This window comes from Leifsonia sp. RCC_180, assembly GCF_058138205.1.
Window position 1 is genome coordinate 3585057 of record NZ_CP200340.1, and the last position, 26177, is coordinate 3611233.

The following is a 26177-nucleotide window of genomic DNA, read 5'->3' on the forward strand; positions in this document are numbered from 1 at the left end:
TCGAATCGGAGCCCCCACCGCTTACGAGTTCGGGATGCCTGGTGTCCTCGCAATACCTGAACCCGCGCTTCTACCGTGCGCGCATCCCGTTCGGAGAGTAGCCTGAGCACACGCGGGAAAATGAGAATTAATCAGGTCTATCGAGGCTGTCATGAATTCAACGACGGGAACCCGCCGGGCGCGCGCGCTCGGGTTGCTCACCGCGGTGCTGAGCGCACTGCTTCTCGTCGGAGGTGGGCTCAGTCTGGCCGGGCCCGCATCCGCAGACACGATGCCACCGGATCCGACGAACCCCGCGACTCCTCCGACGGTCGGCGCGACGGCGCTGCCGACCGTGCAGATCGACGGGGTGGCCTGGGCGCAGGTGGTCGTCGGCAACACGGTGTACGTCGCCGGCAAGTTCGGCACGGCTCGTCCGGCGGGGTCGCCGGCTGGGTCGAACACGACCCCGCGCAGCAACTTCCTCGCCTATAACATCACCACCGGCGCGCTCATCACGAGCATCAACGTCCCACTGAATGGTCAGGCCCTCGCCATCGCGGCCTCCCCGGACGGCTCGCGGGTGTACCTCGGCGGCGACTTCACGTCGGCCGGCGGAGCCAGCTACTACCGGATCGTCGCCATCAGTACGGCCACCGGTCAGCCGATCGCCTCCTTCCGGCCGGTCATGGAGAGTCAGGTGCGAGCGCTCGCGGCCACCAACACGGCCGTGTACGCGGGCGGTACCTTCTCGAGCGTCAACGGCACCGGCCGCGGGTACATCGCCAAGATCGACGCATCCAACGGCTCGCTGATGACGTCGTGGACCGCGTCCGCCGACTACGTCGTGGATGCGCTGGCCGTCAGCCCGGACGGGAACCGCGTGTACGCGGGCGGCCGGTTCAAGAACATGAGCGGCACCGCTCACTACGGCCTCGCGATGCTGACCGGGTCCACCGGAACGAATCTGGCCTTCCCGGCGAACAGCGTCATCCGTGACGCCGGCACCCAGGCCGGCATCACCGCCCTGGTCGCGACCTCCGACCGCGTGTACGGCTCGGGCTACGTCTTCGGCTCCGGCGGTAACTTCGAGGGCAGCTTCGCGGCCGACGGCGTGACCGGCTCCCTCATCTGGATGGAGGACTGTCACGGCGACACGTACTCTGTAGTGCCTCTCGGCGACGCGCTCTACGCGGCCGGCCACCCTCACGACTGCCGCAACGTCGGCGGCTACCCCGAGACGAACCCGCGCACGTTCCACCACACCATCGCCTTCTCGAAGGCTCGCACCGGGACGCTGACCAACGACGGCAACCCGAACTACGCGAACTTCCGCGGCCAGCCCTCGCCCACGCAGCTCAACTGGTTCCCGGACTACGTGACCGGGTCGTACACCGGCCAGGGACAGGCGGCGTGGAGTCTCGCCGGCGACAGCCGGTACCTGGTCGTCGGCGGCGAGTTCCCCGCGGTCAACGGCACTGCTCAGTACGGACTCACCCGCTTCGCGAACGACTCGGTCGTGCGCAGCACGACCGGACCCAACAACAACACGGCGCTCACCCCCAACGCCACCTCCAGCGTCGTGGGGCAGGCGAACGTGAGCTGGACGGCCACGTACGACCAGGACAACGTCTCGCTGACATACGCGCTGGCCCGCGACGGAGACACGGCGCACCCGGTGTTCCAGGTGACGCGCTCCTCGGTCTTCTACAACCGCCCGGCGATGAACTTCACCGACACGGGCCTCGCCGGCGGCAGCGCCCACACGTACACGCTCACGGTGACCGACCCGGACGGCAACCGGATCTCGCGCGTGGGCAACCGGGTCGTGATCGCCGGGGGCGGTGCTAACCAGCCGCCGACCGCATCCTTCACCGCGGGGGTCAACGGCCTGGCGGTGGCCGTGGACGCCAGCGCGTCGAGCGACCCGGATGGCACGATCGCCTCGTACGCCTGGACCTTCGATGACGGCGGGACCGCGTCGGGTGTCTCGGCGGGCCACACGTACGCTGCAGCTGGCACGTACACGATCACGCTGAAGGTCACCGACAACGTCGGCGGAACCGCGACGACGACCAGGCAGGTCACGGTCGCCCCCACGAGTGGCAACACGCTCGCCAAGGACGCGTTCGAACGCAGCGTGGCCAGCGGATGGGGATCGGCAGACACGGGCGGCGCCTGGACGGGCGCCGGCGCGGCATCCTTCTACTCCGTCGCCTCGGGCACCGGACGGATGAACGATCCGGCCGGCACGACCCGGACCGAGACCCTTGGCGGTGTCTCCAACAGCCGGACGGACTCGACGGTCACCTTCACGACCGACGTGGCGCCGTCGGGCGGTGGGGTCTTCGTCTCGGCCATCGGCCGCCAGGTCGGCTCCGCGGCGTATGAGGGACGTGCGTGGCTGAGCGCCAGCGGCGCAGTCCAGGTGCAGTTGCTCGTCAACGGGAACACGCTGCAGGCCGTCCCGGTCGGCGGGCTGACCTACACCGCGGGGCAGCAGTTGAACCTCCGCGTCCAGGTCGTGGGCACCTCCCCGACGACGATCCAAGCGAAGCTGTGGCCGGCGACCGGCGCCGAACCGGCCGCGTGGCAGGCGACCGCGACGGACTCGACGGCCGGGCTTCAGTCGACCGGGAGCGTCGGATTGCGTGCCTACCTGTCGGCTTCCGCCACGAACACCCCGGTGACCGTGCGGTTCGACAACTATCTGGTCGTCGCCGTCCCCTGAGCCCTGGCGACGTAGAGTCATTCAGAAACGCCAGGTAACATACCCGGATGCACGATTCGGACGAGCCGGACACCGGCCTGCCCAGCGACGCTGCGTCTCCTGACACCGCCTCTCCTGACACCGCGTCCACGAGGGCGGCACGTCGGGCGGCCGAGAGCAGCTCGGCGAAGCAGTCGGCGGCGGGCATCTCTGCGGGGATCCTCGCGACGATCCGCACGCACCCCAAGGCCTGGCTGGCGGCGGCCGCCGCCGCGGTCTTCCTGCTGCTCGCGTCGGGCAGCGTCGCGCTCGGAGCGACCGTCGGCTCGCCCGCCTCTGCGGCGGGCATCCCGTCGTCTACCGCCACGCCCACCAAGAGCGCAAAGCCAACACCGACGCCCACTCCGACGGTGGACCCGGCCCGGCCGGTGCCCGCCAACCAGCCGGCGGCCACGCGCATCCGCACCTGCTCGGTCGGAGGCCTCGCCGCCGACGGCAGGCTCGGAAGCCTGGAGGCGCAGGTCGTCAACGCCAAGACCGGCGCGACCCTCTTCGACCGCAACGGCGGGAAGCCCGGCCCGACGGCATCCGTGCTGAAGACCCTGACCTCCGCCGCCGCCCTCGCGACCCTCGGACCGGACTACCGCGTAGCGACCACCGTCGTCGCCGGCAGCACTCCCGGCCAGGTGGTGATCGTCGGAGGCGGGGATGTCACCCTGTCGCGTCTGCCCGACGGCCAGGCGTCGTTCTACACCGGCGCCCCGAAGATCCAGGACCTCGCCAACCAGGTGAAGCAGGCCATGGGCGGGCAGCCGATCACGTCGATCGTCGTCGATGCCTCCCTCTTCGGTGCGCCGTTCTGGCAGCCCAGCTGGGATGAGCACGAAGAGCGGGTGGTGGAGGGTTCCACCCCGTACATGACCGCACTCATGGTCGACGGCGACCGCGACGACCCGACCGCAGTGGAGTCGCCCCGCAGCACCGATCCGGTCGGCCGCGCGGTGCAGTACTTCCAGCAGTACCTCGGCACGAACGTCGGTGTCAGCCAGGGCGTCGCGCCCGCGGGCGCCCGGCAGCTGGGAGCCGTGCAGTCGCAGCCGGTAACGACTCTGATCGACCAGGCCATGCGCGTCTCCGACAACACGATCATGGAGGAGCTGGCTCGCCTGGTGGCGATCAAGAACGGGTCGGGCAACACGTTCGACGCGCTCAATGCGGGTGTGCTCGCGGGACTCAAGGGCTACGGGATCGACACCGCCGGCATCCACATCGCCGACGGTTCCGGGCTGAGCGGCGACAACGCCGTTCCGCCGTCCTACCTCACGCAGCTTTTCATCAAGGTGCTCAACCGGCAGAACGGGCTCGGAGTGGTCTACGACGGTCTCCCGGTCGCCGGTAAGTCGGGCACGCTCGGCCCGGGCTACAACCGGTTCACCGGTTCCAGCTCCGTCGCGCGCGGCGCGGTCTTCGCCAAGACCGGCTGGATCGACCACGGTTACACCCTGTCCGGCATCGTGAACGCGGCCGACGGAACACCGCTGACCTTCGCCGTGTTCGCACTGGGGGATGTCGGCGACAACGCGAAGCAGGCGATCGACAGCCTGGTGGCCGGCTTCTACAAGTGCGGAGACAACCTCTCCAACGGCTGATCGGCCGCAGCGGACCACGACCCCCGGGAGGATGGCATGGGCAAGGCGCTTTTCATCGTCGACGTGCAGAACGACTTCACCGAGGGAGGCGCGCTAGGAGTAGAGGGTGGTGCCGCGGTCGCCCAGGGCCTCACGGGCTACCTCCGGAAGCACGCCGATGACTATGCGGTCATCGTCGCGAGCCGCGACTGGCACGACGCGGACAACGACAACGGAGGCCACTTCGCCACCCAGGCCGAGCCGGACTTCGTGGAGACCTGGCCGGTGCACTGCGTCGCGGGCACCCCTGGCGCGGACTACCACCCCGCGCTCGACACCGCCCCGGTCGGTTATCACGTCCACAAAGGCCAGGGCGAGCCGGCGTACTCGCTGTTCGAGGGGCGCACGCAGTCGGGCACGACGGTGCACGAGATCCTGGAGGAGCACGGCATCCACACGATCGATGTCGCCGGGATCGCCACCGACTACTGCGTCCGCGCGTCGGCTCTGGATGCGCTTGCGCACGGCCAGCGCGTCCGCGTCCTGACCTCGCTGGTGGCGGGCGTCGCCCCCGAGTCGTCGGAGGCGGCGCTGGCCGAGCTCGCCGAGGCGGGCGCTGAACTCGTCGCGTGAGGTACCCGGCCGAGGTCGTGGCCCAACGCGTGGACGCCATCGCGCATCCGCGTTAGTCTGATTGCTAGCTCATCTAGTAATCAGGAGGCGAAGTGTCGAAGGATGCCGGAGACCGGCCAAAAGACGTGCGGCAGCCCGCGCGTTGGCTGCGCATCGTCGTTCCCACGGTCCTCGTACTGATCTGGCTCGCGGTCGCCGGCATCGGCGGCCCCACCTTCGGCAAGCTCTCGGGTGTCTCGAGCAACGACCAGGCCGCGTTCCTCCCGGCCAGCGCCGAGTCGACCGAAGTGCAGGACTGGCAGAAGCGTTTCACCGACTCCGGCTCCATCCCCGCCATCGTCGTCGTGGAAGCCGAGGACAGCATCCCGAAGAGCGCGCTCGGCACCACCTACGCCGACCTAGGCACGAAGCTCGGCGAGGTACCAGGGGTGCAGGCGGCTCCCGAGGGCGAGACCTCCAGCGTCGCCGGACCCATCCCGTCGGAGGACGGCCGCGCGGTCCAGTACATCGTTCCCGTCGCCGACTCCGATGAGGTCAAGACCGTCATCGCGGACCTCCGGACGGTCGCCGACGAGGGCGTGCCCGCGGGCGCCCAAGCGTGGGTCACCGGTCCGGCCGGCCTGACGGCCGACCTGGTCAATGCGTTCGGGGGGATCGACGGCATCCTGCTGCTCGTCGCAGTGGCGGCTGTGTTCGTCATCCTGCTTCTGGTCTATCGCGCGCTGCTCCTCCCGTTCCTGGTGCTTCTCACGTCGATCTTCGCTCTGTGCGCGGCCATCCTCTTCGTCTACCTGTTCGCCCTGTGGGGCTGGATCAAGCTGTCCGGCCAGAGCCAGGGCATTCTGTCGATCCTCGTCATCGGCGCGGCGACCGACTACTCGCTGCTGCTGGTCGCCCGGTACCGCGAAGCGCTCGAGACGGACCCGTCGCGCTGGGTCGCCATCCTCCGGGCGTGGAGGGCGTCATTCGCACCGATCCTCGCCTCCGGAGCGACCGTCATCCTTGCGCTCCTCTGCCTGCTGTTCTCCGACCTCAACTCGAACAAGAGCCTCGGCCCCATCGCGGCAATCGGGATCGTCTTCTCGTTGTTCTCGGCGCTCACGTTCCTGCCCGCGCTCCTGGCGATCTTCGGGCGGGCGTCGTTCTGGCCGTTCCGGCCGGTCGTCGGCGGCCACCAGCACAAGCACGCCGAAGCTGCCACGCTCACCGGGCTCGAGGGCGTCAGTGGGCTCTGGCGACGGGTCGGCGGACTGATCGCGCGCCGTCCGCGCGTCACCTGGATCGTGTCGTTGGTGCTGCTCGCGGCGTGCGCTCTGGGCCTCACCCAGCTCAAGGCGAACGGCGTGCAGCAGACCGACGTCATTCTGTCGCAGTCCGATGCCGTCGAGGGGCAGGCGGTCGTGGCGAAGCACTTCGACGCCGGCTCCGGTTCGCCGGTGCTGATCGTCGCACCGGAGTCCGAAGGAGACGCGGTGCTCGCCGCGACGGAGAAGACCGATGGTGTGGCGTCGGCCGCCTTCTACACGGGTGGGGGACGTCCGCAGGCAGGCGTCCCCGCGGACCCGGTTGTGAAGGACGGGCACGTGCTCATCCAGGCGACGCTCGCCTCAGAGCCGGACTCGACGCAGGCCGAGGCGGTCGTCAAGGACCTGCGTGGGTCACTGTCCGACGACGGCTCCGTGCTCGTCGGCGGTGTGACGGCCATCGCACTGGACACCAACGAGACCGCGCAGAGCGACCTGATGAAGATCATTCCGATCGTGCTGGCGGTGATCCTGGTCATCCTCATGCTGCTGCTGCGCTCGATCGTTGCACCGGTGCTGCTGATCGGCAGCGTGGTGCTCTCGTACGCGGCGGCGCTGGGCGTCTCGGCGCTGGTGTTCAACAACGTGTTCGGCTTCCCCGGCGCGGATGCGGCGGTGCCGTTGTTCGGGTTCGTCTTCCTGGTCGCACTCGGCGTGGACTACAACATCTTCCTGATGACGCGCGTGCGGGAGGAGTCTCTGCGCATCGGGACGCGGCCCGGCATCCTGCGCGGTCTCGGTCTCACCGGCAGCGTGATCACGTCAGCGGGTGTCGTCCTGGCGGCGACCTTTGCGGCGCTCGCCGTGATCCCCATCCTGTTCCTGGTCCAGATCGCGTTCATCGTGGCGTTCGGGGTGCTGCTCGACACCGTTGTCGTGCGGTCGCTGCTGGTGCCGGCGGCGTCGTACGACATCGGCCGGAGCATCTGGTGGCCCTCCACGCTCGGACGTGACAAAACGCACAGTGAAAGAGCCGAATTGTCTTCCTGAGCGATCAAAATGATCAGTAGTCGCTATGCGACTTGCTCACTTGCGGGCTGTGCGCGAAAGTGGCGCCATGACCTTGGCCGTGACCGCCACCGAGCGTGCCACTGCGCCGTGGTCTGATCGTGGCGTGTTACTTCGGCGTCTGTACCGGACCATGGCGATTCTCCGGCGGCTCGATCTCGAGGAGATCGTGCGCGGGCTTGATGCGAACCAGGTCGGCAGCGCCGCGGCCCTCGACCCGAGCCGCGACGTCGTGTTCGCGACGAACCGAGAGGTGGACGGCGCGGTCACGCACGCGGTCGGATGGGCGCTCGGAGCGAAGCTCGATCGCACAGGCGGCGTCGCGATCGCGTACGTCGACGAAGGCGCCGGCTCGCAGGGCGACCTGCGCGAGGCCATCGACACCGCCGTCGGTTCGCAGCTGCCGATCATCTTCTTCTGCCAAAGCAACGGCAGGGCCATGCCCGACGTTCGCGTCGATGGAAACGACGTCCTCGCGGTCTACGACGCCACGACCGAGGCGATCGAGCGCGCCCGGCGGGGCGGCGGCCCGACCGTCATCGAGGCGATCACCGGGCTCGCGCGCGACCCGCTCGCCCTCGCGGAGGAGCAGTTGCGGCAGAGCGGGAGCGTCGACGACGACTTCTTCGCCGAGGTCGCGGACGCCGCGGGCGACCTCGCCGACCGGGTGCGCGAGGACGCCGCGGTGCTCGGCGGACGAGCGGCCGAAGCGCTGTTCGACTTCCCCTTCTCCGATCCGATTCCCCTGCTGCACGGGCAGCGCCGCGTGTGGGCGGAACCCCGCCGCGACCGCTCGAGCCTCACGGACTGACCGGCATGCACATCCACGTCGAACGGCATCCCGGCGCCGACCCCGTGCTGCTGGTGCACGGTTTCGCGTCGAACGGTGCCATGACCTGGGAGGCCACGGGATGGGTCGGTGCGCTCGCCGAGGCCGGCCGCGGCGCGATCGTCCCCGACCTCCGCGGACACGGGGCAAGCGACGCCCCGCATGACGCCGACTCCTACTCGCCCGAACTCCTCGCCCAGGATCTGCTCGGCGTGCTCGACGAACAGGACGTCGAGCGAGTGGATGTGATGGGCTACTCCATGGGCAGCTGGGTGTCGCTCGCTCTCGTCGGCCTGGCGCCCTCCCGGGTGCGCAGGCTTGTCGTCGGGGGAGTGGGGACGGTCGAGCAGTTCGGGCATTGGGGCGTCTCCGCCGTGCAGGCGGCCCTCCGCGACGATCCGTCCGCACTCGATGCGAGCAGCCCGCTTGCGCCGCTGCTCGCCTCCCTGCGCCAGGCGCCGGGCGTCGATCGCGAGGCCCTTGCCGCCTGCGCCGCAGGCATGGCCGCGCATCCCCTACCGCTGTCGAGCTCCGTCCCCACGATGCTCGTCGTCGGGGATGCCGATCCGGTCGCCGACGGTGCGGACGAGGCGGCCCGCCTCCTCGGCGCCGAACTCGTCGTGCTGCCCCGGCGCAACCATGTCACGACCCTCATCGCCCGTGGCTTCAAGCAGGCTGCCCTGCCGTTCCTGGGAGCTTCGGTCAGCGTGCCGTAGGCGGGTACCGTGCGACGTACGATGTGCGAGGACCGAAGGAGGCCGCATGGTCGACAAGCTCGACGCCGATCTGATCGCGCTGCTGACCGCGGAGCCGCGGCTGGGCGTGTTCGAGGCTTCCCGGCGGCTGGGCGTGGCACGCGGGACGGTGCAGGCTCGGCTCGACCGGTTGCAGCGGTCGGGTGTGGTGCGTGACTTCGCGCCGACCGTCGACACCGTCCGCCTGGGGTACCCGGTGACGGCCTTCGTGACCGCCGAGATATCCCAGGGCGACTGGGATGTGAGCGTGGTCGAGCATCTGCAGGCCATCCCCGAGGTGCTCGAAGTGCACACGATCACCGGCGCCGGCGACCTGATGATCCGCGCTGTGGCGCGGTCGAACGCCGACCTGCAGCGGGTCATCGACCGCATCGTCAGCGACCCCGGGATCATGCGGACGTCGACGGTGATCGCGCTCGCGACGAAGATCGACTTACGTGCGGTGCCCCTGGTTCAGGCGGCGGTGACGCCGGACGATGACGAAGAGATGAATGAGGAGGAACGCGGCTGATGGACGAGAAGGCTCTGCTGGAGCGTGTGCCCGACGGACTGTACATCGGAGGCGAGTGGACGCCCGGTTCGGCCGGGACGTTCCCGGTGTTCGATCCCGCGACCGGTGATCGCATCAAGGAGATCGCCGACGCCTCCCCGGAGGATGGCATCCGCGCCCTCGATGCCGCCGTCGCCGCCGGGGACGACTGGGCCGCGACGCCCGCCCGCGTGCGGGGGGAGATCCTCCGCCGCGCGTTCGACCTGCTGCAGGAGCGCCGGGACGAGTTCGCGCTCCTGATGACGCTGGAGATGGGCAAGCCGCTCGCCGAGGCGAACGGCGAGGTCACCTACGGCGGCGAGTTCCTGCGCTGGTTCTCGGAGGAGGCGGTGCGGATCTCCGGCCGTTACGGGAGCAACCCGGAGGGCACCGGGCGGATGATCGTGTCGCAGCATCCCGTCGGCCCGTGCTTCTTCATCACACCCTGGAACTTCCCGCTGGCGATGGCGACCCGGAAGATCGCGCCGGCGCTCGCCGCGGGCTGCACGGTCGTCATCAAGCCGGCCGAGCTGACGCCGCTGACCACGCTGTACTTCGCGCAACTGCTCGCCGATGCGGGCCTCCCGGCGGGCGTGCTCAATGTCGTCACCACGACGACGTCTGGGAAGGTGTCCGCGCCGATCATCGCCGACCCGCGCCTGCGCAAGCTGTCGTTCACCGGGTCGACCGCGGTCGGCAAGAAGCTGCTGCAGCAGTCGTCAGAGAACGTGCTGCGCACCTCCATGGAGCTGGGCGGCAACGCGCCCTTCGTCGTGTTCGACGACGCCGATCTCGACAAGGCGGTCGACGGCGCGATGCTCGCCAAGTTCCGGAACATCGGCGAGGCCTGCACGGCCGCGAACCGGTTCATCGTGCACGAGGCCGTGGCCGACGAGTTCGCCCGCCGCGTCACCGAACGGGTGAACGGTCTCCGGGTGGGCCGCGGGACGGAGGACGGGGTCACCATCGGACCGCTCATCAACGAGGGCGCGATCGAGAAGGCGGCCTCGCTGCTGCAGGATGCGGTCAGCCGCGGCGCCTCGGTGCTCACCGGCGGCTCCCGCGTCAAGGGAACGGGAACGTTCTTCGAGCCCACCGTCGTCACCGACGTTCGCGCCGGCAGCGAGATCCTGCGCGAGGAGATCTTCGGGCCGGTGCTCTCCATCATCCGGTTCTCGGACGAAGACGAGGCGGTGCGCCTGGCGAACGACACCGAGTACGGGCTGGTCTCCTACGTCTTCACCCAGGACCTCGCCCGGGGCCAGCGCATGATCGAACGGCTGGAGACGGGGATGATGGGGCTGAACGTCGGGGTCGTGTCAAACGCGGCGGCGCCGTTCGGCGGGGTGAAGCAGTCGGGGCTCGGGCGCGAGGGCGGCCCGGAGGGCATCCACGAGTACCTGAACACCAAGTACACCCTGACGCCGAACCCGTTCGGGGTGTGACATGACGCGCGCCGAAGCGGTCATCGTCGACGTCGTCCGCACTCCGTCGGGGCGCGGCAAGCCGGACGGCGAGCTGTCCGACATCCACCCGGCCGACCTGCTCGCCGGGGTCCTTCTGGAGCTTGTGGGACGCACGGGGATCGATCCGGCGATCATCGACGATGTGATCGGTGGATGCGTCACCCAGTCGGGCGAGCAGGCCGGCAACATCACGCGAACGGCGGTGCTGAGCGCGGGTTTCCCGGAGAGCGTTCCCGCCGTGACGGTCGACCGGCAGTGCGGGTCCAGCCAGCAGGCGGCCGCCTTCGCCGCGCAGGGCGTCATCGCCGGCGCCTACGACGTCGTAATCGCCTGCGGAGTCGAGTCGATGAGCCGCGTGCCGATGGGCTCGAGTCTCCAGGGCGCCTCCGTCGGCGGTGAGCTGCTGAAGTCGCGCTACCCGGAGGGTCTGGTCAACCAGGGCGTCTCGGCGGAGCTCATCGCCGACCGCTGGGGCTTCAGCCGCGCCCAGCTGGACGACTACGCCGCCGAGTCGCACGGCCGCGCCGCGTGGTCGGCGGCGAACGGCGCGTACGACGGGGAGCTGGTCGGCGTGCCGACACCCGACTCGGGCAGTGTCGTGGCGGACGAGACCATCCGCCCGGGGACGACCGCCGAGGCGCTCTCGCAGTTGCGGCCGGTGTTCCGCACGGACCGGCTGGCCGAGCGCTTCCCGCAGCTCGAGTGGCGGATCACCGCGGGCAACTCGTCTCCGCTGACGGACGGTGCATCGGCCGCCCTGATCATGAGCGCCGACGCGGCCAAACGGCTGGGGCTGCGCCCGCGCGCCCGCTTCCACTCGTTCGCCGTCGCCGGGGACGATCCGCTGCTCATGCTCACCGGCATCCTGCCGGCGACCCGCAAGCTCCTCGACCGCAGCGGCGTGCGGCTCGACGAGATCGACGCGTACGAGGTCAACGAAGCGTTCGCACCCATCCCGTTGCTCTGGCGGAAGGAGTTCGGCGCGGATCCGTCCCGGCTCAACCCGCGCGGCGGGGCGATCGCCCTCGGGCACGCGCTCGGATCGTCAGGCACGCGGCTGCTCGCGACGCTCCTCAACGAGGTCGAGGCGCGAGGAGGCCGCTACGGTCTGCAGACGATGTGCGAAGGCGGCGGCACCGCAAACGCGACCCTCATCGAAGTGCTGCGCTGACGGCGCAGCGAACGCCACGCACACCGACCAACCCAGAGAGAAGGAGAACCATGCAGCTCGACGGATGCTCAGCCCTCGTCACCGGCGGAGCCAGCGGGCTCGGCAACGCCACCGCGCGCGCCCTCACGGATGCCGGTGCGCACGTCGTGATCCTCGACCTTCCGAGCTCCGAAGGCGAGAAGGCGGCGATCGCCCTCGGACCGACCGCGCGCTTCGTCGCGGCCGACGTGACCGACGAGGAGCAGGTGCAGGAGGCGGTGGACACGGCATCCGGCTTGGCCCCGTTGCGGGTCGTCGTCAACTGCGCGGGCATCGCGACGGCCGAGAAGGTCATCGGGCGCGACGGGCTCATCCCGCTGGACCACTTCGAGCGGGTCATCCGCGTCAACCTGATCGGCACGTTCAACGTCGTTCGGTTGGCGGCGGCCGCGATCGCGCAGACAGAGCCGGTCGGCGAGGAGCGGGGCGTGATCGTCAACACGGCCTCCGTCGCGGCCTTCGACGGGCAGATCGGGCAGCCCGCCTACTCGGCGTCGAAGGGCGGGGTCGCGGCGATGACGCTGCCGCTGGCGCGGGAGTTCGCGCGCAACCTGATCCGGGTGATGACGATCGCGCCGGGCATCTTCGAAACGCCCATGATGGCGGGGCTGCCGCAGCCGGCGCAGGATTCGCTGGCCGCGCAGGTGCCGCACCCCTCGCGCCTCGGCCGGCCGGCGGAGTATGCGGCGCTCGTGCGTGCGATCGTCGAGAACCCGATGCTCAACGGGGAGACCATCCGCCTCGACGGTGCGATCCGCATGCAGCCCAAGTAACCCCGCAGATTCGGCACGAATCACGCGCCGGAGTGCGCCTCCAGGAACGCGTACACGTCCGAGTCGTCGACGCCGGGGAACGAGCCGGAGGGGAGTGGCGACAGGATGTGCGCGTGCAGCCGCGCACTCGGCCACGCCTTGCCCGCCCAGCGGCCGGACAGCGCGGCCGGCGCCCGCTTGCAGCACGATTCGTCCGGGCAGCGCGACTCCGCGCGGTCGGTCGCCTCGCGGCCGCGGAACCACTTGGCCTCATCGAACGGCACCCCGATGCTGATCGAGAAGCCGCCCTCGGCGGTCGTCCCCGTCTGCGTGGCGCACCAGTAGGTCCCCACGGGGGTGTCCGTGTACTGGTAGAGCTCGGTCGTCCGGTTGGTGTGCGTGAAGGCGGTGCGGGCGCCCCACTTGCGGCAGACGACCTGGCCCTCGATGGATCCCGTCACATCCGTCGGAAGCGGGAGGCCGTCGTTCTCGTACCCCTTGTAGAGGGCGCCGTCGTCGCCGACACGGAGGAAGTGCATCGTCATGTCGAGGTGACTGGTCGCCAGGTTGGTGAGTCGAAGGGCGGCGGCCTCGTGCGTCACGCCGAACGCATCCCGGAAGTCCTCGACCGCGAGGTCCTTGTCCTTCTTCGCCTGCTGGAGGAACGCGACGGCGGCATCCCGGGGCATCAGGCAGCAGGCTGCGAAGTAGTTGATCTCCAGCCGCTGCCGCAAGAAGTCGGCGTACGACTCCGGCCGGGTGTGACCGAGCAGTCGGTGCGCCATCGCCTGCAACGCCATCGAGCGGAGGCCGTGGCCGCCAGGGATCGACGCGGGCGGCAGGTAGATGCGACCGTTCTCGAGGTCGGTGATCGACCGGGCGGAGCGGGGCAGGTCGTTGACGTAGATCAGCTCGAAGCCGAGCCGCTCGGCCATGACGCTCACCTCGCGGTGGGTGAGGGCTCCGCGCACGTGACCGGAGGCCCGGACCTGCTGCTCGGCGAGTTCTTCGATGTCCGGGATGTAGTTGTCCTGCGCGCGCATCCGCTCGCGCAGCTCGGTGTTCGCCCGCCGTGCCTCCTCCGGCGTCGCGATCGCCTCACTGGCCCGGCGGCTGAGCTCGCGATGCAGCCCGACGAGTGCGCTGAGGGTCTCGGTCGGCGTGCCCTTCGTTGGCTTCACGGCGGGCAGGCCGAGCGACGCGTAGAGCGAGCCGCGCTGCGCCCGGGCCAGTTCGATCTCGAGGGCCGCGCGCTCATCCGGCGGTTCGGCGGAGAGGAGATCGGCCGGCTGCACGCCCAGCGCTGAAGCCAGGGCGCTCAGCAGCGAGATCCGCGGCTCGCGTTTGCCGTTCTCGATCAGCGACAGCTGGCTGGCGGCGACACCGGCGGCAGAGCCCAGAGCGTCTAGCGTCATCCCGCGGCGGGTCCGGAAGTGACGGATGCGGTGCCCGAGGGTCGCGACGTCGATGTCGCCCGAGTCCACTGGAGTGCTCATGGCTTCACGTTAGCGAAAGAATGCCGATTCTTACAGTGGATTTTCCAGTCGAGAAGGCTTGATCGTCCCGGATGCTGGATGCATCGCCACTTCTTACCGACCAGAAGGACTCCCCATGAGCATCGCCGAGCTGCCCCTCACCGACGCCGCCCCGTCCGACGGAATGGCCGCGGTGCGCGCCTGGGTCGACGGCATCGCCGCCCTGACGCGGCCCGACGAGATCGTGTGGTGTGACGGGTCGCTGGCGGAGGCGGACCGTCTCACCAAGCAGCTCGTCGCCGAGGGCAAACTCATCCGGCTCAACCCCGAGTGGCGCCCCAACAGCTTCCTCGCCCGCACCGACCCGGGCGACGTCGCCCGCGTCGAGGACCGCACCTTCATCTGCTCGGAGGACGAGGTCGACGCAGGCCCGACCAACAACTGGAGACAGCCGGATGCGATGCGCGCCGAACTGCGCGGAGTCTTCGCCGGCAGCATGCGCGGACGCACCATGTACGTCGTGCCGTTCTCGATGGGACCGGTCGGCGGTCCGCTGTCGCAGGTCGGCATCCAGCTCACCGACTCCGCCTACGTCGCCGTCAGCCTCGGGATGATGACCCGCGTCACCGAGACCGTGCTCGACTTCATCGCGGCCGGGCAGCCGTGGGTGCCGACGGTCCACAGCGTCGGCTACCCGCTCGTGGATGCGGACGGGCAGGAGCGCGACGACGTGCCGTGGCCGTGCGACACGACGAAGTACATCGTCCAGTTCCCGGAGACGCGGGAGATCTGGTCCTACGGTTCCGGCTACGGCGGCAACGCCATCCTGGCCAAGAAGTGCTTCGCACTGCGCATCGCCTCCGTCATGGCCCGCGACGAGGGCTGGCTTGCCGAGCACATGCTGATCATCAAGGTGACCTCGCCGGAGGGCCGGATCTTCCACTTCGCGGCGGCGTTCCCGTCGGCGTGCGGGAAGACCAACCTGGCGATGCTCGAGCCGAGTATCCCGGGCTGGAGCGTCGAGACGATCGGCGACGACATCGCGTGGCTGCGTCAAGGTCCGGACGGCCGCCTGCGTGCCATCAACCCGGAGGCCGGGTTCTTCGGCGTCGCGCCCGGCACCGGGGAGAGCACCAACCGCACGGCGGTGAACACGCTCTGGGGCAACACCATCTTCACGAACGTGGCACTGCGCGACGACGGCGACATCTGGTGGGAGGGGCTGACCGACGAGCCACCTGCGCACCTGATCGACTGGGAGGGGAACGACTGGACGCCCGGAAGCGGTCGCCCGGCCGCGCATCCGAACTCCCGTTTCACCGTGAGCGCCGCGCAGTGCCCGTCCATCGCCGACGACTGGGATGCCTTCGACGGCGTGCCGATCGACGCCATCCTGTTCGGCGGACGACGTGCGACGAACGTGCCGCTCGTGGCCCAGGCGCGGGATTGGCGGCACGGCGTGTTCATCGGCGCGACCGTCTCGTCGGAGCGCACGGCGGCGGCCGAGGGCACGGTCGGCGAGCTCCGGCGCGACCCGTTCGCGATGCTGCCGTTCTGCGGGTACAACATGGCCGACCACTGGGCGCACTGGCTGGAGATGGGGGAGCAGCTGGGCGAGAACGCGCCCGACGTGTTCCAGGTGAACTGGTTCCGCACCGGCGACGACGGCCGGTTCCTCTGGCCCGGTTTCCGCGAGAACGCGCGGGTGATCGAGTGGATCGCGCGCCGCGTCGAAGGGACGGCCGGAAGCGTCAAGACCCCGATCGGGCACCTGCCCGTCGTCGAGCAGCTCGACCTGCGGGGGCTCGATCTCCCCGCCGCGGACGTGGAGGCGCTCTTCGAGGTGGATGCGGACAGCTGGCTCGCCGAGTGCGACCTCACCGAGGAGTTCTTCGACCGCTTCGGTTCCCGCGTCCCCGCCGCGCTCCGCGCCGAGCTCGCCTCCCTGCGCTACCACCTGCGCGCCTGACGCTGTTTCAAGCCAACAGCTCCTGAGTTTTTCGCACGAACCCGGCGATTCGAGCGGAAAAACTCAGGAGCTGTTGGCTTGGGAGTGGGGGAAAGAGGTTAGACGAGGAGTTGGTGCTTGGCCAGGTCGCGATAGAGCGGCGTCGTCTCGACGAGCTCCGAGTGGGTGCCGGTACCGACGACGCGGCCGTGGTCGAGCACCACGATCTGGTCGGAGTCGACCACCGTGGACAGACGGTGGGCGATCACGAGCAGCGTGCGGTCCTCCGCGACGGCGTCGATGGCCTCCCGCATCAGCTGCTCGTTGCGACCGTCCAGGCTCGAAGTGGATTCGTCCAGCAGCAGCACAGGAGGTGCGGCGAGCAGGGCGCGGGCGATCGCGAGACGCTGGCGCTCGCCGCCGGAGAGCATGATGCCGTCCTCGCCGACCGGCGCTGAAAGCCCGAGCTCGTTGCGCTCCAGCACCTCGGTCAGGTTGACCGCGTGCAGCACGTCCACGCACTGCTCGTCGGTCGCGTCCGGCGACGCCAGGGTCAGGTTGTCGCGGAGCGAGCCCGCCAGCACCGGCGCATCCTGCTCGACGTACCCGATCTGCGAACGGAGCGCGACGCGGTCGAGCGTTCGCACGTCCATCCCGCCGAAGCGTACCTCGCCGTCCTGCGGGTCGTAGAACCGCTCGACGAGCGCGAGGATGGTCGACTTGCCGGCGCCGGACGGCCCGACCAGCGCGGTCCGCTTGCCCCGCGGGACGCGGAAACTCACCCCGTGCAGCACGCCGCCGTGCCGCAGGGGGCCCTCGTCGTGACCGGCCCCTGCCGCCGCTTCCGCCTCCGCCACGACATCCGCTCCGGTGAATGCTTCGAACGCGAGGCGCTCGCGTGTCGGCTCGGGAGTCGGCGCCTCGCTCCGGCGACCCTCGCCATCCTCCGCCTCAGGGACTGCCTGATCGGGGTAGCCGAACCGCACATCCACGAACTCGATCGCGGGTGCTTCCGGCGCGAGACCTTCGTTCGCCGCGCCGACGGTGAGGGCGAGCGGCGCGATCTCGCGGTCGCGCTGGTCCTCCGTCGGCAGATCGAGGATCTCCTGGATGCGCCCGAGCGCTCCGAGGGCCGAGTTCACGGCGGCGATCGCGCCGAACCCCTGGCCGAGCGGCAGGATCATCATAAACAAGAACAGGATGAACGCGACCAGATTCGCGATGGTGAGCGCCCCGCTGGCAACCCGGAATCCGCCGACGCCGAGCACGACGAGGAACGACACCTGCATCGCGATGCCGGCGACGGGAACAACCAGAGCCGAGATCTTCGCGACCTGGATGCCCATCTTCCAGGCGCCCGTGGCGTCCGCATCCACCGCGGCGATCTCGCGTTCGGTCGCGTTCGACGCACGGATCGTCCGCACCGAGCTGATCGCGCGCTCGACGGCTGCCGCCAGGTCGCCGACCTTGTTCTGCGCCTTCTGGCTGGCGACTCGGATGCGACCGGAGAGCAGCACGACGGTCACGATCGAGATCGCGACGACCAGCACCGTGAGGCCGAGCAGCACCGGGTCGATGATGAGCATCGCGATCAGGGCGCCGATGAACGTGAGCGCGCCGCCGATCGCCTCGACGAGCCCCTGAGTCAGGACGGCCCGGAGCAGCGTCGTGTCGGAGCCGACGCGCGACACCAGGTCGCCGGTGCGCCGGGTGTCGAACTCGCTGATCGGGAGTCGCAGCATCCGTCCGACCAGCTTGCGCCGCGACGACAGCACGACGCCTTCGCCGGTGCGCTGCAGCAGGTAGTGCTGGTAGCCCGAGATCAGGCCAGACACCACCACCAGCGCGACGAGTCCCCAGACGAGGCCGTTCAGCGGCTCGCCCTTGCCGACCATCGCGATGACCTGGCTGACCAGCAGCGGCTGCGCGAGGCTCGCCGCCGCACCCAGGATGCTGAGGACGACGACCACCGACAGCACGCGCTTGTGCTCGAGGAGGTATGGGAGGAGCTGCGAGAAGCGGGCGCGCGGCCCTGCGTCGTCGGCGGCACGCCCGAAGCCGCGACGACGGCGCGCGGGAGCGGGGGCGGTGGTGGTGGACATGACGATGTCTCCGATCGGGGGAGGAGGGGCGTCGGGCGGCGGATGCCGCTAACTCCGACCGTACTTCTTGTGAACTGCCTGTTTGCTGACCCCGAGGGCGAGCGCGATGAGCTGCCACGTCGCGTTGGCATTCCGGGCCCGCCGGACGGCTACGGCTTCGAGCTGGTCGAGCTCCCGGTGCAGCTTGTGGATGGCGCGGAGGGCCGCGATGGGGTCGTCCGAGTCGGCGTCGCCGGCGAGGGTGTGCAGGGTTCCTCTGTCCATGTCGTCAACCATAGTTGACGTCGTCCGAACCGTCAACCTGGATTGACAGCTCACCTCTTCGAATGTCGCCGGTCGCGGCTACAGTGCTGAACTATGCCGACGCCCGTCATCGCCGCCCGTGAGCTCGTGAAGAAGTACAAAGACTTCCCGGCCGTCGACGGCATCAGCTTCGAGGTCGAGCCGGGGGAGTCCTTCGGACTGCTCGGCCCGAACGGCGCAGGCAAGTCGACCACGATGCGGATGATCGGCGCTGTTTCGACGCGCACCGGCGGCGACCTGAGCATCCTCGGGCTCGACCCCGACCGGTACGGTCCCGAGATTCGGTCGCAGCTCGGCGTCGTGCCGCAGGCGGACAACCTCGACACCGAGCTGCGCGTGCGCGACAACCTGATCGTGTACGGGCGCTACTTCGGTCTCCCGTCCGGCCGGGTCCGCAAGAGGGCTGACGAGCTGCTCGCCTTCGCCCAGCTCGAGGACAAAGCGAAGGCCAAGGTCGACGACCTCTCCGGCGGGATGAAGCGCCGGCTCACGATCGCGCGGGCGCTGATCAACGACCCGCGCATCCTGCTTCTCGACGAGCCCACGACGGGCCTCGACCCGCAGGCGCGCCACATCCTCTGGGATCGGCTCTTCCGTCTCAAGGAGCAGGGCACGACGCTCGTCCTCACCACGCACTACATGGATGAGGCCGAGCAGCTCTGCGACCGCCTGGTCGTCGTCGACAAGGGCACGATCATGGCGGAGGGGTCGCCGGCCGCGCTGATCCGCGAGTACTCGACGCGCGAGGTGCTCGAGGTGCGGTTCGGCTCCGAGCGCAATGCTGAGGTCGCCCAGGGCCTCGACGGGATCGGCGAGCGGATCGAGGTTCTTCCCGACCGCGTGCTGGTCTACAGCGACGACGGCGAAGCGGAGCTCGTGCGAATCACCGAGCGCGGACTCCACCCGCTGACGAGCCTCGTGCGGCGCTCCAGCCTGGAGGATGTGTTCCTTCGGCTCACCGGACGGAGCCTGATCGAATGAGCGTGGCAGTCGGGCCTTCGGGCGCTGCGGGCGCGCCGGGCGGCGGGCCCGAAAGGCGAGAGGATGCGCGCGCGGCGCTCGCGGCAGCGGTCCGTCCCCGACGCTTCGGCGCTTGGTACGTCGCCGAGCACCGCTTCCGGGTGATGCGGTCGTACCTGCAGACGCTGCTCGTCACCGGGTTCGGCAACCCGCTGCTGTACCTGCTCGCGATGGGTCTGGGTCTTGGCAGCCTCGTCAGCGCCAACATGGGACCGAACGCGGTCGACGGCGTGAGCTATCTCGAGTTCGTCGCTCCGGCGCTGATCTGCACGGCAGCGGTGACCGTCGCGAGCGAGGAGTTCACCTATCCGGTGATGCTCGGCTTCAAGTGGAATCCGACCTTCTTCGGCATCAACGCCTCCCCGATCGCGCCGGGCCAGATCATCGACGGCGTGCTGATCTCGGTGATCGCGCGGCTGGTCGGCACGAGCATCGTCTACTTCGCGTTCATGGTGCTCTTCGGTGCCGTTCCGAGCCCGTGGGGCTGGGTCGGCATCCTCGTCGCCACTCTCGGCGGGCTCGCCTTCGGCGTGCCGATCATGGCGTACGTCGCGACGCTCGAGCAGGACACCGGTCAGATCGCGATGCTCATGCGCTTCGTGCTGCTGCCGATGACCCTGTTCTCGGGCACGTTCTTCCCGCTCGCGAGCATGCCGTGGTTCCTCCAGTGGATCGGCTGGATCTCACCGCTCTGGCACTCGACCGAGCTGTCGCGGGTCTTCTCGTACGGGATGAGCGAGCCGCTCTGGCTGTCGGTCGTCCACGTCGTGTACCTGCTCGCGCTCTTCATCGTCTTCTGGATGTGGAGCCGGCGAATCGCCGCGAAGAGGTTGAACAAGTGACCGCCACCGATCAGCGCACCGCCGACTCCGCCCCGCGGATGCGGCCGATGCGCGCTCTCTACGCCGGGAACGCGCGTTCGGTGATGCAGCGCGGCTGGTCGGCCACGCGCAGCACCAACTGGCTCGTTATCGTCTCCGGCTTCTTCGAGCCGATCTTCTACCTGCTGTCGCTCGGCATCGGCTTCGGGAGGCTGGTCGGCGACATCCAGACGACGTCGGGTGAAACAGTGCCATACGCGGCCTTCATCGCCCCTGCGCTGTTGGCGACAGCGGCGATGAACGGGGCCGTGTACGACTCGACGTGGAACGTCTTCTTCAAGATGCACTTCGCCAAGCTGTACGAGGGGATGCTGGCGACCTCGCTCGGCCCGCTCGACGTGGCGCTCGGGGAGATCCTGCTCGCGCTGCTCCGGGGAGCGCTCTACGCCGTCGGCTTCATGCTCGTGATGCAGGCGCTCGGACTGAACCTGTCGTGGTGGGCGCTGCTCGCCCTTCCCGCGGTGCTGCTGATCGCGTTCGGCTTCGCCAGCTTCGGGATGGGCATCACCAGTTACATGAAGACGTTCCAGCAGATGGACTGGATCAACTTCATCCTGCTGCCCATGTTTCTGCTGTCGGCGACCTTCTACCCGATCACCGTGTACCCCGAGGCGATCCAGGTGGTCATCAAAGCGATGCCGCTGTGGCACGGCGTCGAGCTGGTCCGCGGACTCACGACGGGCGACGTGTACCCGGGGATGCTGTGGCACGTGCTGTACTTCGTCGTCATGATCGTGCTCGGCCTCATCCTGACCACCCGCCGGCTGCGCGCCCTGTTCCTCGACTGAGCGCGCAGCCTGTGCAAGTCAGCTCACGTTGTCGGTGAAGTCGACGTCGCGCGTCTCTTTCGACAGCAGCAGCGCGATGAGCGTCAGCACCGCGGCCGCCGACAGGTAGACGCCGACCCAGACGGTGCTGCCGCCCGCCATCGACCACAGCCACACTGCGATCGTCGGCGCGACCGCCGCGCCGAGCACGCTTGAGAGGTTGTACGCGACGGCCGAGCCGGTGTACCGCACGTTCGTGGCGAACAGCTCGGGCAGCTCGGCACCCATGGGGCCGAACGTCAGCCCCATCAGGGTGAAGCCGATGATGAGCAGCGCCATGACGCCGATCGTTCCGCCCGCGAAGAGCGGCACGAAGAGGAGACCGAAGACGATGATCCCGATGGTCACCCAGATCAGCGTCTTGCGGCGGCCGAAGCGCTCGGCCAGGGGGCCGGCGACAAGCGTGAAGATCCCGAAGAACACCACGCCGATGATGAGCATGATCAGGAAGTCGTTGCGGCTGTAGCCGAGGCCGGGCACGAAGCTGCCGGCCGCGAACGCCTTGCCGGCCTTCTCGGCGGCGGCCTGCGCCTGCTCGGTGGTCGCGGCGGTGGTGCCGTAGGTGAGGGTGAACGCGGTCATCAGGTAGAAGAGCACGTAGGTCGCGAGCATGATGAAGGTGCCGAGCACGATCTGGCGCCAGCTGGTGCGGAAGACGCGCGCGAGCGGCAGCTTGGCGACCTCGCCGGTGTCGACGACCTTCTGGAAGGCCGGGGTCTCCACGAGCTTCAGGCGGACGTACAGTCCGACGATGACGAGCACGGCGCTCAGCAGGAACGGGATGCGCCAGCCCCAGGCGGCGAATGCGTCCGGCGAGATGGTCAGGCTCAGGATGAGGAACAGCACGTTCGCGACGATGAAGCCGATGGGCGCGCCCATCTGCGGGAACGTGCCGTAGATCGCGCGCTTGCCCGCTGGGGCGTTCTCCGTGGCCAGGAGCGCCGCGCCGCTCCACTCACCGCCGAGCCCGAGGCCCTGGCAGAACCGCAGCACGACGAGCAGGAACGGCGCCCAGAACTCCCAGCCCGGCACCTGCGCCGTCGGCAGGCAGCCGATCAGGACGGTCGCGATGCCCATGGTGAGGAGCGAGCCGACGAGGGTGCCCTTGCGGCCGATCCGGTCGCCGAAGTGGCCGAACAGGATGGAGCCGACAGGTCGCGCGATGAAGGCGACGCCGAACACGGCGAACGACGACAGCAACGCCGTGGTCGGGTCCTCATTGGTGAAGAAAAGTGCAGGGAACACCAGCACGGCGGCGGTCGCGTAGACGTAGAAGTCGTAGAACTCGATCGACGTGCCGATGAGGCTGGCGAGGATGACGCGGCCGCGGGTGTTCGCGGGCGCGGGGGTGATGACGGGGGCCGTCGTAGACATGCGTGTGCAGAGCTTCCGGAAAGAGAGGCGAGACCGCGGGGCGTGCGCGGCGTCGGTCGGGCGGAAGGCGCGCGTGGCGGGGAGTCGGAGAGCGCTTGTGGCGCACCTTCTAGCCTATGCGCCGTCCGTGGGCGTGCCGAATCGGGCCTCGCTAGGGTGTTCTCATGGAAACACTTTTCGCCGTCCTGCACGTGGTGACCGCCGTCTTCATCGTCGGCCCGATGGCCATCCTCCCGATGACGGCGATGCGAGCCGTCCGCGCGGGTGACGCCGGGCAGGTGAGCACCCTCGCGAAGTCGACCAACCTGCTCGCGTTGCTGTCGCTGCTGGTGGTCCTGTTCGGGTTCGGGGTCATGGGCCTGGCCGACAAGAAGTACGACCTGAGCATCACGACGCCCTGGATCCTGTGGTCGATCATCCTGTACGTCATCGCCCTGGCGCTCACCCTGTTCCTGGTGGTGCCGACGATGCGGCGGGCCGCCGAGTCGCTGCGCGACGGCACAGCCTCCCGCTACCCGGCGATCGCCGCCGGGTCGGGTGTGGCCAGCCTCCTGCTGCTCGCCGTCGTGGTGCTCATGGTCTGGAAGCCGTAGCCTGGCCGGACCGCTCCACTGAACGAGAGGCACCACCATGGCTGAGAACCCGACAGCGCCCGTCACGCCGGGCGCGATGATGCTCGAACTGGTGATGCTCCCGGTGAGCGACATCGACCGTTCGAAGGAGTTCTACCGCGACCAGGTCGGATTCACGGTCGATGTGGATGTGACCCCTGCCGAAGGGGTGCGCATCGTCCAGCTCACGCCGCCCGGTTCCTACTGCTCCGTCACCATGTCGACCGGCCTGGCCGACGCGCAGACGCCACCGGGTTCGTTGCGCGGCCTCCACCTCGTGGTCGCCGACATCGAGGCCGCCCGAGCGGACCTCGTCGCGCGCGGCGTCGACGTCGCCCCCGTTCAGGACATGGGCGGAGTCTTCTACGCCTGGTTCGCCGACCCGGACGGGAACACCTGGACGCTGCAGCACATGCCGTGGCGGCCGACCGGCCTCTAGCCCCGCAGGCCGCGCAGGGTGAGCGCCGTGGCCATCGCCGCGTGCGCCGCCTCGGCGCCCTTGTCCTCTTTGGAGCCGGGGAGCCCTGCGCGGTCGATGCCCTGCGCCTCGTCCTCCAGGGTCAGCACGCCGAAGCCGACCGGCTTGCCGGTGTCGAGCGCAACGCGGGTGAGGCCATCCGTCGCGGCCGCCGAGACGTACTCGAAGTGCGGAGTGCCGCCGCGGATGATGACGCCGAGGGCGACCACGGCATCCGCCCCGGCCTCAAGCGCCGCCTTGCTGACCACGGGGAGCTCGAAGCTGCCGGGCACCCGCACGAGCGTGTGGCTCGCGCCCGCGTCGTCGAGGGTGCGCTGGGCCCCGGCGATGAGGCCGTCGCTGATGGTCTCGTGCCAGGTGCCCGCGACGATGACCACGTTCAGGCCGCTCCCGTCGACTCGCTCCTGCGCGTTGGGGGCTCCCGCTCCGCTCATCGTGTGGTCCTCTCCGCCGCGAGTGCCGCGGTCGTCTCCGTTGCGGACACCGCATCGATGTCCCCGATCGCGTGACCCATCCGGTCGCGCTTGGTCTCCAGGTAGCCCTCGTTGAAGGCGCCGACACCGACGACGAGCGGCACGCGCTCCTCGACCTCGATGCCGTGCTCTTCGAGCTGCCGCACCTTCTCCGGGTTGTTGGTCAGCAGGCGCACCGACTCGATCCCCAGGTCTTGCAGGATGGACGTGGCCGCGCCGTAGTCGCGGGCGTCGATAGGGAGCCCCAGGGCGAGGTTCGCGTCGAGCGTGTCGAGCCCCTCCTCCTGCAGCTTGTAGGCGCGGAGCTTGTTGATGAGGCCGATTCCGCGACCCTCGTGCCCGCGCAGGTAGACGACGACGCCGCCGTCGCGCTGGATGGTGTCGAGCGCCGCGTCGAGCTGTGGCCCGCACTCGCACTTGAGCGAACCGAACGCTTCACCGGTCAGGCACTCGGAGTGCACCCGGACCAGCGTGCCTTCCGCTTGGGGCGTCCCCGCGACGATCGCCACGTGGTCGGCTCCGGTCATGCGGTCGCGGTAGGCGCGCATCCGGAACGGTCCGTGCGTCGTCGGCACGGTGGTCTCGACCTCGAAGATGACCCGCGAGGTCTCCGGGATCGGCGTGACCGTCTCCAGCGGCTGGTCGCAGTGGAACTCCTGCAGGTAGGCGATGAGCGTCTCGATGGTGATGACGAGGACGCCTTCCCGCTGGCCCAGCTCGATCAGCCCAGGGAGGCGCATCATCTCGCCGTCGTCGGCGACGATCTCGGCGATGGCCCCGACGGGCGTCATGCCGGCCAGCTTGAGCAGGTCGACCGCCGCCTCCGTGTGGCCGTCGCGCTCGCGGACGCCGCCCTCGACCGCCCGAAGCGGCAGGATGTGGCCCGGCCGGTGGAGGCTGGAGGGGCTGGAGTCGAGGTTGGCCAGCACGCGGAGGGTGTGAGCGCGGTCTGCGGCGCTGATGCCGGTGGAGAGGCGGTCGGCCGCATCCACGCTGACGGTGTAGTTGGTGCCACGGGAGTCCTCGTTGTTGGCGACCATGACCGGCAGCTCGAGCCGGTCGGCGATCTCGTTCGTCATCGGAGCGCAGATGAAGCCGGACGAGTTCTTCACCGTCCAGGCGATCCACTCCTGGCTGGCGAGCTCGGCGGCGAGGACGACGTCGCCCTCGTTCTCGCGGCTCTCGTTGTCGACGACGATGACGGGGCGGCCGGCGCGCAGCTCGGCGAGGGCCTCGGGGATGGTGGCCAGACTCATGACGCACTCCGTTCGCTCAGTGCCGGTTCGAGCGCCAGCAGGCGCTCGACATGACGGGCGAGGATGTCCGTCTCGATGTTGACGCGGTCGCCGGCGACGCGGTCGCCGAGCGTCGTGGCTGCGAGGGTCTCCGGAATGAGGGACACCTCGAACCAGGCGTCCTCACGTCCGCCGCCGACCTCGCTGACCGTGAGGGAGACTCCGTCGATGGCGATGGAGCCCTTGCGTGCGACGAGCGGAGCGTGCTCCGGGTCGAGGCTCAGCCGAACGACCCGCCACGCGCTGCCGTCGGTGATCGAGAGCACGGTGGCCGTGCCGTCGATGTGGCCCTGGACGATGTGCCCGCCGAGGCGATCGCCGACCTGCGCCGCGCGCTCGAGGTTGACCCGGCGGCCGGGCTCGACGCCGTCGAGCGTGCTGATGGCGAGCGTCTCGGCCATGACATCCGCCGTGAAGCTCTCGGTGTCCTTGTCGATCACGGTCAGGCAGACGCCGCTGACCGAGATGGAGTCGCCGTGCCGGGCGTCGCTGACCGCGAGCGGACCGCGCACGGTGACGCGGGCGGCATCGGCCGTGCGCTCGACGGCAGTGACCTCGCCCAGCTCTTCGATGATTCCGGTGAACAT

23 protein-coding genes are annotated in these 26177 nt (G+C 69.4%); 16 read left to right on the forward strand and 7 right to left on the reverse strand.

Annotated features, from left to right (window positions below; all coding sequences use genetic code 11):
- The first annotated feature begins 151 nt into the window (after positions 1 to 151).
- The 10 genes from AB7E03_RS17635 (at position 152) to AB7E03_RS17680 (ending at position 12824) form a co-directional block, all read left to right on the forward strand.
- Positions 152 to 2710, forward strand: coding sequence for a PKD domain-containing protein (locus AB7E03_RS17635; protein WP_489942619.1), 2559 nt, complete (start codon positions 152 to 154; stop codon positions 2708 to 2710).
- Between the two features lie 47 nt (positions 2711 to 2757).
- Entirely contained in the window at positions 2758 to 4338 is a 1581-nt protein-coding gene (locus tag AB7E03_RS17640; RefSeq protein ID WP_489942620.1) for a D-alanyl-D-alanine carboxypeptidase/D-alanyl-D-alanine-endopeptidase, read from the forward strand.
- Between the two features lie 36 nt (positions 4339 to 4374).
- A complete protein-coding gene (locus tag AB7E03_RS17645) occupies positions 4375 to 4950 on the forward strand; it encodes an isochorismatase family protein (protein WP_489942621.1) in 576 nt (191 codons plus the stop codon).
- 92 nt (positions 4951 to 5042) lie between these two features.
- On the forward strand, positions 5043 to 7244 hold the full coding sequence (locus AB7E03_RS17650) for an MMPL family transporter (protein WP_489942622.1): 2202 nt from the start codon (positions 5043 to 5045) through the stop codon (positions 7242 to 7244).
- 151 nt (positions 7245 to 7395) lie between these two features.
- Entirely contained in the window at positions 7396 to 8073 is a 678-nt protein-coding gene (locus AB7E03_RS17655) for a thiamine pyrophosphate-dependent enzyme (RefSeq protein ID WP_489942623.1), read from the forward strand.
- A gap of 5 nt (positions 8074 to 8078) precedes the next feature.
- Entirely contained in the window at positions 8079 to 8807 is a 729-nt protein-coding gene (locus AB7E03_RS17660; protein ID WP_489942624.1) for an alpha/beta fold hydrolase, read from the forward strand.
- Positions 8808 to 8853: 46 nt separating this feature from the next.
- Positions 8854 to 9357 carry an Lrp/AsnC family transcriptional regulator gene (locus AB7E03_RS17665; RefSeq protein WP_441783763.1) on the forward strand — a complete coding sequence of 168 codons (504 nt, stop codon included), beginning with the start codon at positions 8854 to 8856 and terminating at the stop codon, positions 9355 to 9357.
- A complete protein-coding gene (locus tag AB7E03_RS17670; protein ID WP_489942625.1) occupies positions 9357 to 10820 on the forward strand; it encodes an NAD-dependent succinate-semialdehyde dehydrogenase in 1464 nt (487 codons plus the stop codon). Before AB7E03_RS17665 ends, AB7E03_RS17670 begins: the two co-directional genes overlap by 1 nt.
- A 1-nt stretch (position 10821) precedes the next feature.
- Entirely contained in the window at positions 10822 to 12012 is a 1191-nt protein-coding gene (locus AB7E03_RS17675; protein WP_489942626.1) for a thiolase family protein, read from the forward strand.
- A 50-nt stretch (positions 12013 to 12062) separates the two neighbouring features.
- Positions 12063 to 12824 carry a 3-hydroxyacyl-CoA dehydrogenase gene (locus tag AB7E03_RS17680; protein ID WP_489942627.1) on the forward strand — a complete coding sequence of 254 codons (762 nt, stop codon included), beginning with the start codon at positions 12063 to 12065 and terminating at the stop codon, positions 12822 to 12824.
- A 20-nt stretch (positions 12825 to 12844) separates the two neighbouring features.
- On the opposite strand, the gene AB7E03_RS17685 is transcribed toward AB7E03_RS17680, so the two are convergent.
- Positions 12845 to 14299: a helix-turn-helix domain-containing protein gene (locus tag AB7E03_RS17685; RefSeq protein WP_489942628.1), complete on the reverse strand. Its 1455-nt coding sequence runs from the start codon at positions 14297 to 14299 to the stop codon at positions 12845 to 12847.
- 115 nt (positions 14300 to 14414) lie between these two features.
- Between AB7E03_RS17685 and AB7E03_RS17690 the strand changes: the two genes are divergently transcribed.
- Entirely contained in the window at positions 14415 to 16247 is a 1833-nt protein-coding gene (locus tag AB7E03_RS17690; protein WP_489942629.1) for a phosphoenolpyruvate carboxykinase (GTP), read from the forward strand.
- 98 nt (positions 16248 to 16345) lie between these two features.
- Here the strand turns inward: AB7E03_RS17690 and AB7E03_RS17695 are convergent, their stop codons facing one another.
- Together AB7E03_RS17695 and AB7E03_RS17700 are read right to left on the reverse strand one after the other, a co-directional pair.
- The gene (locus AB7E03_RS17695; RefSeq protein WP_489942630.1) at positions 16346 to 18328 is read right to left on the reverse strand and encodes an ABC transporter ATP-binding protein; all 1983 of its coding nucleotides are present in this window, start codon (positions 18326 to 18328) and stop codon (positions 16346 to 16348) included.
- A gap of 48 nt (positions 18329 to 18376) precedes the next feature.
- Positions 18377 to 18592, reverse strand: a complete 216-nt coding sequence (locus tag AB7E03_RS17700; RefSeq protein ID WP_489942631.1) for a hypothetical protein — start codon at positions 18590 to 18592, stop codon at positions 18377 to 18379.
- Between the two features lie 93 nt (positions 18593 to 18685).
- Here AB7E03_RS17700 and AB7E03_RS17705 point away from each other — a divergent pair, with 93 nt between their 5' ends.
- The 3 genes from AB7E03_RS17705 to AB7E03_RS17715 are packed head-to-tail and all read left to right on the forward strand — an operon-like array spanning position 18686 to position 21320.
- Positions 18686 to 19612 carry an ABC transporter ATP-binding protein gene (locus AB7E03_RS17705; protein WP_489942632.1) on the forward strand — a complete coding sequence of 309 codons (927 nt, stop codon included), beginning with the start codon at positions 18686 to 18688 and terminating at the stop codon, positions 19610 to 19612.
- A complete protein-coding gene (locus AB7E03_RS17710) occupies positions 19609 to 20493 on the forward strand; it encodes an ABC transporter permease (protein WP_489942633.1) in 885 nt (294 codons plus the stop codon). Before AB7E03_RS17705 ends, AB7E03_RS17710 begins: the two co-directional genes overlap by 4 nt.
- Positions 20494 to 20531: 38 nt before the next feature.
- On the forward strand, positions 20532 to 21320 hold the full coding sequence (locus tag AB7E03_RS17715; RefSeq protein WP_441784018.1) for an ABC transporter permease: 789 nt from the start codon (positions 20532 to 20534) through the stop codon (positions 21318 to 21320).
- Between the two features lie 18 nt (positions 21321 to 21338).
- Here the strand turns inward: AB7E03_RS17715 and AB7E03_RS17720 are convergent, their stop codons facing one another.
- The gene (locus AB7E03_RS17720) at positions 21339 to 22733 is read right to left on the reverse strand and encodes an MFS transporter (RefSeq protein ID WP_489942634.1); all 1395 of its coding nucleotides are present in this window, start codon (positions 22731 to 22733) and stop codon (positions 21339 to 21341) included.
- Positions 22734 to 22897: 164 nt separating this feature from the next.
- On the opposite strand from AB7E03_RS17720, the gene AB7E03_RS17725 reads away from it, so the two are divergent.
- Both AB7E03_RS17725 and AB7E03_RS17730 read left to right on the forward strand, forming a co-directional pair.
- Positions 22898 to 23326: a DUF2269 family protein gene (locus AB7E03_RS17725; RefSeq protein ID WP_489942635.1), complete on the forward strand. Its 429-nt coding sequence runs from the start codon at positions 22898 to 22900 to the stop codon at positions 23324 to 23326.
- A gap of 37 nt (positions 23327 to 23363) precedes the next feature.
- A complete protein-coding gene (locus AB7E03_RS17730) occupies positions 23364 to 23783 on the forward strand; it encodes a VOC family protein (RefSeq protein WP_489942636.1) in 420 nt (139 codons plus the stop codon).
- On the opposite strand, the gene ribH is transcribed toward AB7E03_RS17730, so the two are convergent.
- From ribH to AB7E03_RS17745, 3 genes are read right to left on the reverse strand one after another with little or no spacing between them, the layout of a single operon-like run.
- A complete protein-coding gene (gene ribH / locus AB7E03_RS17735; RefSeq protein WP_489942637.1) occupies positions 23780 to 24256 on the reverse strand; it encodes a 6,7-dimethyl-8-ribityllumazine synthase in 477 nt (158 codons plus the stop codon). The two genes, AB7E03_RS17730 and ribH, sit on opposite strands and share 4 nt — an antisense overlap.
- Complete coding sequence (gene ribA, locus AB7E03_RS17740; RefSeq protein ID WP_489942638.1) at positions 24253 to 25551, reverse strand: GTP cyclohydrolase II; 1299 nt, start codon at positions 25549 to 25551, stop codon at positions 24253 to 24255. The genes ribH and ribA overlap by 4 nt, the downstream gene beginning before the upstream one ends.
- Positions 25548 to 26177 carry a riboflavin synthase gene (locus AB7E03_RS17745; RefSeq protein ID WP_489942639.1) on the reverse strand — a complete coding sequence of 210 codons (630 nt, stop codon included), beginning with the start codon at positions 26175 to 26177 and terminating at the stop codon, positions 25548 to 25550. The genes ribA and AB7E03_RS17745 overlap by 4 nt, the downstream gene beginning before the upstream one ends.